Below are 12,199 nucleotides of genomic sequence, written 5' to 3' on the forward strand. Positions count from 1 at the left end.
CGGTAAGCCCCTGGAAAAGGTCGCAGCGCGATCGTCAATCTGCCGCCGTGTGCGACAAAGATTGTGCGCGATAGGCTGCTTCGGCGATCTCGAACTCCAGGGGAGTGTTGACGTCGAAGATCTCTTCCTCTGGCACCTGGATCAGTGCAGGGTCGTCCGGCATGAGGGTCCACAGCTCGTTGGTGCGCTCGAAGAAGCTCTTGTTGAAGACATGAAAAACATGAGCCACCCGATAGAACGTCGGCGAATGCGCGGTGGAGACCATCGAGGCGTCCTTGTTCGTCAAGGCGTGACCGTCGGAATCGAAGATCCAATCAGTGGTCGGTACAACAGAGGTGTAAGAGTTGTGCCGGGTCCGTGCCACCTCTTCGGCTGCGCTGCGCAGGGTTTTCATGCTGAGCAGCGGGCAGCAGGCATTCATCCAGACGAAGTATTCGGAGTCGATACGACGGTAGTGAGCATACTGCACCTCATGCGGATTATACCCCGGTTTGATCGCCGCCTCGTCACGCCAGAGGATCTCGATGTTGCCGAAGGGTTTGGCGCGCTCGGCCAACTCTGGCTCCGCTACCGCGAGATATCGATGGGCGAAGAAGCCCATTCGATCGAGCTTTTCAAGCGCGATATCGATCAAACTGGTACCGGCAAAGGGCCGGACGAGCTTGCGCGGCAAGCGCGACGAAGTCGTGCGCGCGTTGATGATCACGGAGATGGAGGTCATTCCAAAGACGTCCTCTAACCTCTAATCCAATGAAAGCCGGTCAACTCAAGCCTCTGTCCTGCTCGACAGTGAGAGATGAGTCTTACCGATCTGATCCCAGCTGCCGCAGGCGGCGACACGCCCATGGTCGAGCGCGACGATGTGGTCAGCTTCGGCGGCCGTTTGCAGGCGATGTGTCACCTGAATCACTGTCAAATCGGGCCGTGCGGCGCGCAAGTCCGCGATCATCTCGCGCTCCATGCGCTCCTCGAAGGAGGTGGTTGCCTCGTCGAGAACCAACACCTGCGGATTGCTGAGCAACGCGCGCGCAATAGCGACGCGTTTGCGCTGCCCGCCCGAGAGAGTGAAGCCGCGGTCGCCGACTGCTGTTTCCAACCCTTGCGGTAGCTGGTGCAGGAAGTTTGCAACGCCGGCCAGACGACAGACTTCGGCGAGCTGCGCCGCGTCGGCCTCGGGCCGGGCCAGCAGCAGGTTCGAGTGGATGGTTCCATTGAACAGCACCGCATCTTGGCTGACGTAGCCAAACAGCCGGCGCCAAGTGGCCAGACTGAATTCTCGGGCATCGCGGTCGCCGGCCAGGATGCGTCCAGCCTGCGGCTCGTCGAGGCGCATCAAGAGGTCCAGCACCGTCGACTTGCCGGAACCCGAGGGGCCGACTAGAAACGTCAGCTCTCCGCGTGGAATTGTCAGGCTCAGCTCGGCCAGAACCGGCGTATCCTCGCCATAGCTGTAGCGCACCCCTTCGAACTGCAGGTCCCCCGGTAGTTGGTCGATTCGGCTTCCGTGGCCCGTGTCCTCAGCCTCTATCTCGGTTGAGAGCCGATGCACCAGAGCAAGCGCCGGCAGCTCGTTGAGAGTTTTCATGCGTGTGCTAACCATCTGACTGGTCGCCGTAGCCAGTTTGTAGAGCACCAAAAGGAAGAAGGCGAGTAACGGCAGAATCGTCGTCGGCGCTTGCCCCATCAGCACGATCAACACCACGATCAGAGTCATCAACGCGGCGATGGCAAAGAACTCCGCAATGATTCTGGGAAGTTCGCCGTAGACCGCGAGCTTGACGAAGGCTCGACGCAAGGACTGTGCGACCCTTTCAAGCTCGGTCAGCCGCCTCTGCTCGGCGCTCAAGACCTTCAAGTCGCGGGCATTGATCAAGTCTTCCGACATCTGTGCCGTCAGTCTCTGTTGCAGCGACAGCTTTTCCTTGCCGAGACTAGCGGCTGTGCCGAAGGCGAACCGGCGTACACAAAACAGCAGTAGGCCGCCGACCGCCAGAGTGCCAAGCATGACCTGCCAGTCCACCATCAGCCCCAGGATCAGCAAGGCCGTCACTTGGAGTGCGGCCGAGAGGAAGCCCAAGTAGCTCATAAGGAACCGCGCGGCCGAGGCAGTTTCCATCTGCCAGTTGTTCAGCAACTCGCCTTGCTTGCGCTGCAGCAGGTTGCGGTAGCGCCCGAGCAGGTAGTTGCGACCGATGCCGCCGATCCAGAAGACGCGCATCGCTTCGGCGAAGTCGCGATTACAGCGCAGGTAGGCATAGTGCGTGCCCGCGCGGATCGCGAAAAGTGCCAGCGTCGCAGCAGCTAAGGCGAGGATCCGTTCGTTATAGGAGAATTCGGACAGAAAAGGCGCATAGACGACCAGGAACGCTGGCAACTGATCTTCTTGTAGCACCGCCTGAAGCACTGGAAGCACCATGCCGATGCCGATGCTGTTGAGTGCCGCATCGGCGACCATCAGCCCCAACACCAAGGCAAAGCGCCGCCGACGGCCTTTGGCGAGCAGAAAAACGAGACGGTCGCTGGCCAGCATTCCGTTTTGGGCCACCATCAACCTGACTCCGTATCGCTTGCCGGTGCCGCACGCAAAGCCAGCTCTACCATATCGATGGTATAGGCCTCAGTACGCGACCAGGCATCAATCGTCGAGCCACCGACGTGCGGCGTCAGCAATAGGTTGTCGTGGCGAAGTGCGTAAGCGAGCACAGGATGGTCCGGAAAGCGCTCGGCAAAGCCGGGGACGAACTCTCCCTCGAAGACGTCCATCGCCGCTCCCGCCAAATGTCCCGATTCAAGTGCCGCCAGCAAGGCTGCCCAATCGAGCAACTCGCCACGTGCCGTGTTGACCAACCAACTGCCGCGCTTGAATCGCGCCAAGAGCTGCCGGTCGATCATCCCTTCGGTCTCAGGCTCGTGCGGGACATGTAGCGTGATGATATCGCTGGCAGCCACCAATTCCTCCAGGCTGGACAGCTTGACGGCTCCCTCCCCCGAGTCGTTGACGAAGGGATCGTAGAAGGCGACGTCCATGCCAAAGGCGCGGCCGTAGCGCGCCACCATAGAGCCAAGCCGGCCGTGCCCGACAACGCCCAGCTTCAGGCTAGAGAGCATGGCCGGCGCGCCGAAGGGACGCCGGTCCCATTGTCCCGCCAGCGCAGCACGATGCGCCGGAACCAGATTGCGCGTGAGCGCCAGGATCAGCCCCCAAGTCAGCTCGGCGGTCGGTGTGATCGAGCGCAGAAAGTCCTGGGCGAATTTCAGGCAGGCGACCTCGATCCCTCGAGAGCGAGCGTAGTCAACGTCGATGTGCGGATGGCCCGTGGTATTGGAGGCGATCACCCGGAGGCGGCGACAGTTGTCGATCTTAGTGCGGTCGACCCGATAGCCCAAAGGAGCGAAGAGGACTTCGGCTTGGGCCAGCAAGTTCGGGGTATCGTCCGCCGGAGTCTCGAGCTCGATCAACTCGAAGTCTTTCTGCAGCCGCAGGAGGTTGGCCGGCTGGTACTTCAGCATCCGATAATAAAGGGCGACGGGCCTGGTCGACATCGATCCCGCCTGCGGTTCGTTGCAGCGATCAGTAGGTGATGGTCTTTTGGATGCGGAAATCTGCCGTCTCCAGAACGTTTACGACCTTCTCAGCGGCATGGCCATCGCCGTAGAGATGGTCCGGCGCATAGCGGCCGTTGGCCAGCTGCCGGCGGACGCCCTCGACGATCTCTGGAGCCGTGTAGCCGACGTCCACGACATTATGGCCACGCTCGCGCCCGTGCTGACGCGAGCCGACGTTCACGGTCGGTGTGCCGAGGAAGGCGGCCTCGCGGATACCGCTGGAGGAATTGCCCACCATCACAGCCGCGTTGGCGAGCAGTGGTGCGAACAGCTCGATCGGCAGACTCTTGAAGAAGTGAATGTAGTCCGGACGTTTGGCTTCGCGGAACTGGCGGATGCCCTTGTTGATCCCGTCGGAGCCGGCATCCATGTTCGGTAAGATCCAGACGGTTGGCATCCCTAGCTCCTCAAGCGCGGAGATGGTTTCTCGCACGTGCGCTAGGTTGTCGTCATACTCCGTGGTGACCGGATGCTGGATGACGGTGAGATATTGACCCGGTACGAGGTCAATTTTCGGCCCCATGCCGTAGTCGCTTTGATAGCGTTTGACCGGTTCCAGGTCGTCTAGGTCGAGCTGGCGAATGACGTCCATGCTGGTGCTGCCGACCGGGTGAATTGTCGACTGATCTTCGCCCATCCGCGCGATCCTTTGAGCTGCTTCCTGAGATGCGGGAAAGTGAAGGTGCGCAAGCTTGGTGATAGCATGGCGAATCGACTCGTCGATCGAGCCGGAGACCTCACCGCCCTCCACGTGCGCGACCGCGATGTTCATGTAGCTGGCCGCCATGGCGATCGGCAGGCATTCGAAGCGGTCGGCAATGACCAGGACCACATCGGGCTTCAAATCCTCGAAGGCCGTGGCAAATTCGCTGACGGCTACGCCAGCCGACTTCGACATTGTCACAGGCGTCTCGCCTTCGATGACGAAATGGATATGGCGATCCACCGGCAGACCTTTGCCATCGGGCTGGTTCAGAATTCGACCGTACTTCTCCAGCAGCACCATGCCGCCCAGGATCAGCCGCAGTTCCAGGGTCTCTGTAGCTTCGATCGCGGCGATCACCGACTTCATCTTGGCATAGTTGCCGCGCGTGGTAATGACCACGCATATCTTTCGCTTGCGCTTGTCCACTCTTATCCTGCCAGATGCTGCCACGTCAGGATGCCGTCGGCCGGCAGAGCCGAGTTCAACCGGCGGCCGAATACGCGGTCCATCTTCGCCGGTGATATGCCGGTGCCCGGACGCTTGCTACGCAGGTCGCCGGCGCTCAGTACATGGCCGGCCGGCAGGTCATGCGCGGCGACCAGGGACTTGCTGGCCCAGATCAGGCTGTCCGCCTGGGCGCCGTCTGGCTCCGTGGGCCGCACGCTGAGCGCTGCTTCGACCTCGCGCAGTTCGGAGACGAAGCGGCCGAGATCCGCTGGCCCGCATGACACCTTCCAATCCTGCGCGTTCGGCACGTCGTAGTCGAGCGTGATGTGCTTTTCGATGACACGCGCGCCCAGCCCCGCCGCCGCTAGCGGAATGTGGAAGCCGCGGGTGTGGTCGGAGTAGCCGACAACGGCATCGAAGCGTTCGCGCAGCAGCGCGATGCTGCCCAGGGCCGCTTGCTCCGGCGGTGTCGGATAGAGCGTCACGCAATGCAGCATCGCCACGTCTCGCGCGCCAGTCTCGGCTATCGCATCCAGCGCCTCGCCGACTTGGTCGATGTGGTACATGCCGGTTGAAAAAATCAGCGGCTTGCCAAGCTCTGCGACCTTCTTCAGGTAAGGCCAATTGCCGACTTCTCCGGAGCCGACCTTGTGAACCGGCACTTCCAGGCTGGCGAGGAACTCCAGCGATGGCAGGTCATGCGCCGTGGCGAAGAAGGTGATGCCACGCTGCCGGCAGTAACCTTGGATCCGCGCGAAGGCGTCGTACGGCAGGGCGCGCGGGCCAAGGCGCGCCTTCCAGTCGGGCAGCTCTCGGCTGATCATCTCGTCGACGTCGAAGACCTGAAACTTCACGGCGTCCGCCTTGGCGGCGACCGCCAAGTCAACGAGGCGATAGGCCTTCTCCTCGCTGCCGAAATGCGAAACCCCCGCCTCCGCGATCACATAGACCGGGCAGCCCTCACCGACCGGCCGGCCGTCGATTTCGAAATGACTGCTGAAGCGGGCCAAGGCTTCCCTCTTACTGCTTCCATCGCACGCGCGGCAACACCTTGCGCGGCGCGATGGCATCCTTGTAACACATGACGGTTTTCAGCAGATCCTCCATGACCGCATCGGTGAGGTAGTTCGGCTGTAGACCGAGTTCGAGCAAGCCGCTGTGCGTCGGGTTGTAATAATGCTCCTCCGCCTCCTTGCGGGGGTTATCGAGGGCCTGCACTTCCACGTTCAACCCCATGTGCCGGCCGACATTGATCACCTTCTCCGCCAAGGCGTTAACCGAGAAAGTCTCGGTGAACTGGTTTAGAATGCGCAGTTGGCCGGTGCCCGGTGGATTGGCCGCCGCCAACTCGACGCACTGCAGCGTATCGAGCAGGTTCAAGTAGCCGCGGGTCTGACCGCCCTTCCCGTAAACGGTCAGGGGAATACCGGCGACAGCCTGAGCCAGGAAACGGTTAACCACGGTCCCGAATATATCATCGTAGTGGAAGTTCGGGAGTAGCCGGTCGTCCAGCTCCGACTCTGGCGTGCGCAGACCATACACCGGCCCCTGCATCAAGTCCGTGACCTGGATACCAAAAGTGCGCACGTAGAACCACAGGAGGTCGGTGTCGAGCACTTTGGTCGTATGATAGAGGCTGCCGGCCTGACGTGGGAACAAGAAGGTGTCCTTGCGGCCCTTGTGATCGATTTCGATCCAGCCTTCTTCGATATCGATTTTGGGCGTGCCGTACTCGCCCATGGTGCCCAGCTTGATGATGTGAGCCTGGGGTGCCTCCTCGATAACTGCCCAAGCCAGATTGAAGGTGGCTTTCAGGTTGTTATCCAGGGTTAGCCGAGCCGAGCCGTAGTCGCGCATGGAATAAGGCGCGCTCGGCTGCTCGGCATAGTGCACGACGACCTCGGGTTGGGTGTCGCGCACCAGGCCGCGCAAGGTGTCGTAATCGCAGCAGTCGCCAATGACGACGCGCACCTTGTGGTTGGAGACGGCGGCAAAGATTTCGGCCCGCTCCTGCAGAGTCGGCGTGCGGTACAAGGGCTCGGAGTCGGTCTCTAGCGCGATCGTGCGGCGCAAGTAGTTGTCGATCACGGTTACCTCGTGACCGCGCGCGGCGAAATGCATCGCAGTCGGCCAGCCTAAGTAGCCGTCACCGCCGAGAATCAGGACGCGCATGATCTAGTTGCCCCCGTTCCGCTGCATCAAGTGACTCCAGCAATACTCAAAGATGCCGTGGTCGCGCAGGTAGGTCTCTAGCGCATCTCGGGCCAGTGCGCCCTCGAGTCCCGAATTGTAGGGTCGATCGACCGGACGACCAGCCTCGCCGTTGTAGTGATAGTCGATCTGCTGGTAAACTGTCTTGAAAGCGGGCAGGACAGTAAAAAATCGCTCTAACTCGACTGTGCGCCGAATCTCTTCGTCGTTGAGCAGTTCTTCGTAGAGCTTTTCTCCCGGCTTGACGCCGATCGTCTTGACCGTGATTTCGGCCGGGTCGCGGCCGCAGCGCGGTGCCAGCTCTTCGATCATGACCGCCGCCAGGTCGGTAATGCGTGCGACCGGCATTTTAGTGACGAAGACTTCGCCGCCCTTGGCGAGGAAGGCACTCTCGATTACCAGATGCACGGCCTCGCGCAGAGTCATGATGAAGCGCGTCATTTCCGGGTCGGTCAGGGTGACTGGACCGCCGGCTACGATCTGACGGGCGAAGAGCGGCACCACGGAACCGCGCGAGCCGAGCACGTTGCCGAAGCGCGTGGAGGCCATGATCGTGTCGGACTCCCGGCGCCGGTCGGCGTTGGCCGCTGTTATCAGCCGCTCGCCCATCAGCTTGGTCGTGCCCATCACATTGGTCGGATTGACCGCCTTGTCTGAGGACGTGAAGAGCACGCGGTCCACCCCGTTTGCCTCAGCGGCGTCGATCAGGTTGATCATTCCGGTGATGTTGGTATGTACCGCATCGCGCGGGCTTTCCTCGCACAGCAGCACATGTTTAAGCGCAGCGGCATGCAGCACTACATCGATATCGCGCATTTTGCGCATCAGCTTGTCGCGGTCACGCAGGTCGCCTAGAAAGAGGCGAACATCGTCGCGGTCCGAATAGTGCTGGCTGAGAAAGAACAGCTCGCTCTCATTATTGTCGATGCCGACAATCCGCTCGCAACCGGCATTTCTCAGCTGGTGCAACAGTTCGACACCGACAGTACCGCATACGCCGGTAATCAGAACGGATTTGCCCTTCCAAGGAGAACGGTCGGTGCTGGTCATACTGCTTGCTAGGGCTGCCATCTGAAAGTTGTCCAGTGTTTACTGCCAGCCACGTCGCCCAATCCGAATACGGGATCGATGCTTAAGGCCACCTTCCCAAGAGTGTCGCCGATCCGCGCTGCGGTCTCCATTTGCTTCGGCTGAGTCAGGCGGATCGGAACTCAAGTCCACTGCGCGGAAGCAAGTCGTGTACGCTCTTCTCCGATTCGACGGCAAGCTTCCTCCGCAAGACGCCCGTATTGTTCCTCGACCGTGCCGCCGGTGTTCATCGCCTCCCGCTCGCCCTTCCCCAACAATTCGGTGAACAGGTTGGCCCTGACGCCGGTTGAGACGTGCGCGCCGATATAGGCTTCGAGTGCCAGCTCGTCGTGAGCGTGATCGTCCAAAAGACCGCGAATCTCGCTACCGAGACTCCAAGGGTCAGCGACATAGCGAACCATGGTCGACGGAAAGATCTCATAGGGTGCTCGCGAGAAAACCACGAGAGGCTTGTGTCGGATGAGCGCCTCGAGTCCGACTGTGCCATAGACCAATGCAACCAAGGCAGCCTGTTCCAACAAGGGACCCGACTTTGCCATCGGGGCCACCAGACGAACGTTGGGGATTTCTCGAAGCCTCCGATAGAACCCGCGGCTACGGTAGCCACGCGCGTTCGGATGCTCCTTGACAACCAAGGTCCAGCCCACCGGCAACGCCGCCGCCAGGTTACGCGCCGTCTCGATCTGGTTGCGGTATGGCCGCCCGTAGGCCAGAAGCGCGACCTCAGGCTCCGTGTTCAAGGCAAAAAGCACATATCGCCCGGCATGTTCTGTAGCGAAGCGAGCTTCATCGCCTGGCCTAACATCGAACAAGCGCGCTTGGAGCCGGCGCCGCATCGGCTTCACGACCTGCGAGTAGATGCTATAGCGGAACGGGAGCGGATAGTGCGGATCCCGGAGGGTCCATGCATGCCGAACCCGGCCAGCAGCTCCGGCAAGTCGACCAACAAAGCCCTGTGCCCGCTTCGTCACGCCAGGGCGTGATTGGCTCGCTGCGCTGCGCACGGCCCCTTCGTAAACCAACCGTTCTGAACGTGCCTGCCCGATGAGCTGTCTCGCGGCAGCTAGGGCTTCTGCTTCCAGCTTCGTAAACTCGTCAGCGCATTTGAGACGGCGGTAGCTGTCGGCTATGTGAGGCGACACCGAGAAGGGATCGGTGAAGAAGGATACATAGTTTTCGACGCGTGTGAGTTTGAGCTGCAGATAAGGAATATTCCGCTGTCGCGCAATCAGATAGTAGAGATAGTCGTAAAGCGTCACTGCATTGAGACCCAGGATCGCATCGGGCTTCGCCCGCTCGATCTGTGCCGAGATTTCTTTCAGCGCCACTGTGAGCAGCTTCAGCAGGTCGTCATGTTTATAAGCGGGGCGGTAATCTTGAACGAACTGCGCTCTTAGCGGAAATCCCAGCCTGCGATCTGTAATCAACGCATTCCACAGTGTTGGATCACCGATCTCGCGCTCCCAATGATCGATCAAGTCATGATCCGGCTCAGCCAGTGCTCTGGCCCGCTCAAGCAGTTCCCACTCACGAAGACATTCGACGCCAGACGCCTCGAACTCCGGAAAGGAGGTCGTGAAGCGATTGTACTCGAAGCGATTGGTTGCAAAGAAGGCGGCGGCCTCGACGCGCTGCTGTTCGTCCAGGGTCCTATGCAAACGCCAGAAGAGGCGAAGGCCTCCAGACTGGGTCGTGTAAAGTAGACGAAACGGTCCCTGCGCCCTGTTCATGAAGCCGCAGTCTCGGCGAAGTAAAATGGCGCGATCTGCCGAGCGAGCGCGAGATCTTGGGGTGTGTCCACATCGATATCGAGCCAGGACTCGGGTAGTATCACCGGATGTATCGACTCTCCCAAAAGACTGTTTTGGTCCAGCGTCCGCTCCGGTCGCAACAGAAAGGCATGCCCCGTTAGAGCGCTGCGCCCTGCCGCCGACTTGAGGCGGCAGCCAGGAGTCTCATCGGGGACCCAACGCCGCCCCTCAACGCGCCCCGTCATCCGCGAAACCGGTGTCACTGTCACAAGCGAATCTGCGCTTTGGTTCTCCCGGAACTCCGAGATCATTCGGTCGAGCGGTTCAGGTCGCCGAAAGGGTGTGGTGGGCTGCAAGAGAGCGATGATCTCCGGATCGAGCCCTTCCGCCAGGAGTTCCGCGCGAAGTTGCACCAGCACTTCGAAATTCGTCACATCCTCTTGGCAGAGCGTTTCGTCTCGGCAGTGGGTGCGTACGGCCTCGGCCTGTGCCGAGCGCAAGACGCTGATGCTATCGGAAGACACCACAACGAGATCAACGGAAGACACGGACTTGGCCAGACGAACGGCGTGAAGGAACATCGGCACACCCGCCAAGGGTGTCTCATTCTTTCCCGGCGCACGGCGCGAGGTGGCCTTAGCCGGAACGACGGCCAATACAGGGCGGGTTGCCTCGGCTTCACTCACCAGGAGTCCTCTTACGCCACGGCGCTGGTGTGGCTGATCTCGCCGCTGTACAGCGTCAGCTGGCTCGTCGTCCCAGGCACCTGCAGGGCGACGAGGGGGCCGAGAACGTAGATATCCCCCGACGAAAGCGTCATGAAATCCGACATAAAAGGCAGCACCGCTTCGGCACCGTAGGCATAGGCCTCCATTGCCTCGCCCTGGGCTTCGCCGGCGTCGGTAACCAGTCGGGTCTCAGCTGTGCGAACATCGGCCAGCGCCGTTGCCGGAATGAGCTCTCCAAGGCTGTGCGTCGCTTCTCGCCAGAGGCCGTAAAAGATCGAAACACCCCGATCCCACATTTCGATCGTGTGGGTCCGTGCCGCCAGTTCATCGAGGAGAGCGTCATGGAAAACGCAGATCCACGGCCGGTAGCCGGCGACATGCTGTTCGGCCGTATCGCGTGGAATGCGCTTGCCGCCGCGGCCGACCTCCAAGGCAAAGCCCCCCATTGCCCAGTAGCTACCGTCGGGGCGCGGCTTCTCCAGGGGGTGATCCGGGGCTGCGAAGGCGCCGGCTGGAATGTTGTAGCCACAAGGAAACTCGATCTGCCGTAGGCCCCAAACCTGCTCCGAGGCGGCGGCGGTTCCGAGCAGTGCCCAACTCTGCGTCGCTGGCGTGCGCATGGTCCTCATGGCTTGCGAAGGTCGGTGATATAGTTGCGCAGAATGCCGATGCTTTCGTACTCGATCTCGAAATAATCATCAGTATCGAAGAACATGTCCGCTTCCACCGTATAGCCGTCGATGCCCATGGTCCCTAAGTGAAAAATCATGCCGGGGCGCAGCGTGAAAATCCTCGAAAGGAAGGAGACCGTGCGCTCGACCCCATTGACCATCGCCTGAGTATAGGCCCGTTCGCGCTGCACGCCGCTCAAGCGATTATATACCATCAGATTGTAGGGATCGGAGACTTCCTCTTTGGTGACGATGTAGGGTCCGATCGCGGCGAAGCTGTCGGTCGAGCGCGAGTAATAAGATGTGGCCGCCCGCTGGGTGAAAATCGTGAGATCCTCGTGCATGCGCGACTCGTCTTCACCGCGCAGTGCCACGGTCTTCCAGGAGTCGGAGCACATGTCGTTGACCAGAGTAAAGCCGAAGACATGGTCCATGGCCTCGGACTCCGGCACGTCACGCCCTGTCTTGCCGATGACGACACCCATTTCCGCGGAGGAGCGCATCGTGGCGTAGCTTGCAGGCAGAGTGACCGTTGCACGGTGACCAACCAGAGCATGCGCGTTGGTGGGGCGCAGGAAACCGCGCGGGTAGGCCGGAATCTGGAAACCCTTGTCGCGGAAGAACAGCGGGGAGTTGCCGCCAATCCCATAGACGGCCGGCGGTTCCGTCACGGGCGGAAGCCACTCGATCTCCTCTTCTTGGCGCACGGCGTTGCGCAAGATCCAGGGATCGGCTTCGCGCTGCCAGTGGATGTAGCGCTCAAGCTCGGCCAACAGATCCAGGCCCTCCGCCTCCATGGCGATTAACCCGAGCATCGTCAGTCCGTCGAACGAAACCTTGGCGAAACGCGGCTTCGTGATCGCCTTAAGCTCCTTCGCCGAGGCCGCGACGGCGGCGAGATCGAAAATCTCGTCGTCAATCGAGAGCGCGAGTCTCTCCTGCTCATCTTCCCTGTACGTCAGAATTCGCATGCGCCTTACTGCCTCAAGG

11 protein-coding genes are annotated in these 12,199 nt (G+C 60.8%); all 11 read right to left on the minus strand.

The features are described from left to right. Window positions 1-34: 34 nt before the first annotated feature. The 11 genes from DBZ32_RS08415 to DBZ32_RS08465 all read right to left on the minus strand — a co-directional run bounded on the left by DBZ32_RS08415 (window position 35) and on the right by DBZ32_RS08465 (window position 12,180). Window positions 35-721, minus strand: coding sequence for a cytidylyltransferase domain-containing protein (locus DBZ32_RS08415; protein ID WP_119166689.1), 687 nt, complete (start codon window positions 719-721; stop codon window positions 35-37). 45 nt (window positions 722-766) lie between these two features. Continuing rightward, complete coding sequence (locus DBZ32_RS08420; RefSeq protein WP_119166690.1) at window positions 767-2,548, minus strand: ABC transporter ATP-binding protein; 1,782 nt, start codon at window positions 2,546-2,548, stop codon at window positions 767-769. Further along, complete coding sequence (locus DBZ32_RS08425; protein ID WP_119166691.1) at window positions 2,548-3,543, minus strand: 2-hydroxyacid dehydrogenase; 996 nt, start codon at window positions 3,541-3,543, stop codon at window positions 2,548-2,550. The genes DBZ32_RS08420 and DBZ32_RS08425 overlap by 1 nt, the downstream gene beginning before the upstream one ends. 28 nt (window positions 3,544-3,571) lie before the next feature. Beyond that, window positions 3,572-4,738 carry a UDP-N-acetylglucosamine 2-epimerase gene (gene neuC, locus DBZ32_RS08430; protein WP_208539156.1) on the minus strand — a complete coding sequence of 389 codons (1,167 nt, stop codon included), beginning with the start codon at window positions 4,736-4,738 and terminating at the stop codon, window positions 3,572-3,574. A gap of 2 nt (window positions 4,739-4,740) precedes the next feature. Continuing rightward, the gene (locus DBZ32_RS08435) at window positions 4,741-5,769 is read right to left on the minus strand and encodes an N-acetylneuraminate synthase family protein (protein ID WP_208539157.1); all 1,029 of its coding nucleotides are present in this window, start codon (window positions 5,767-5,769) and stop codon (window positions 4,741-4,743) included. Between the two features lie 10 nt (window positions 5,770-5,779). Then, complete coding sequence (locus DBZ32_RS08440) at window positions 5,780-6,931, minus strand: NAD-dependent epimerase/dehydratase family protein (RefSeq protein ID WP_119166693.1); 1,152 nt, start codon at window positions 6,929-6,931, stop codon at window positions 5,780-5,782. A 3-nt stretch (window positions 6,932-6,934) separates the two neighbouring features. Further along, window positions 6,935-8,020, minus strand: a complete 1,086-nt coding sequence (locus tag DBZ32_RS08445) for an SDR family NAD(P)-dependent oxidoreductase (RefSeq protein ID WP_119166694.1) — start codon at window positions 8,018-8,020, stop codon at window positions 6,935-6,937. A 161-nt stretch (window positions 8,021-8,181) separates the two neighbouring features. Further along, window positions 8,182-9,789, minus strand: a complete 1,608-nt coding sequence (locus DBZ32_RS08450; RefSeq protein WP_119166695.1) for a capsular polysaccharide export protein, LipB/KpsS family — start codon at window positions 9,787-9,789, stop codon at window positions 8,182-8,184. Continuing rightward, complete coding sequence (locus DBZ32_RS08455; RefSeq protein ID WP_162906641.1) at window positions 9,786-10,496, minus strand: cytidylyltransferase domain-containing protein; 711 nt, start codon at window positions 10,494-10,496, stop codon at window positions 9,786-9,788. Before DBZ32_RS08455 ends, DBZ32_RS08450 begins: the two co-directional genes overlap by 4 nt. An 11-nt stretch (window positions 10,497-10,507) precedes the next feature. Next, window positions 10,508-11,158, minus strand: coding sequence for a fumarylacetoacetate hydrolase family protein (locus DBZ32_RS08460; RefSeq protein ID WP_162906642.1), 651 nt, complete (start codon window positions 11,156-11,158; stop codon window positions 10,508-10,510). Between the two features lie 5 nt (window positions 11,159-11,163). Then, a complete protein-coding gene (locus DBZ32_RS08465; RefSeq protein ID WP_119166698.1) occupies window positions 11,164-12,180 on the minus strand; it encodes a fumarylacetoacetate hydrolase family protein in 1,017 nt (338 codons plus the stop codon). Window positions 12,181-12,199: the final 19 nt, after the last annotated feature.

The sequence above is a fragment of the Algihabitans albus genome, assembly GCF_003572205.1.
Taxonomy (GTDB): domain Bacteria; phylum Pseudomonadota; class Alphaproteobacteria; order Kiloniellales; family DSM-21159; genus Algihabitans; species Algihabitans albus.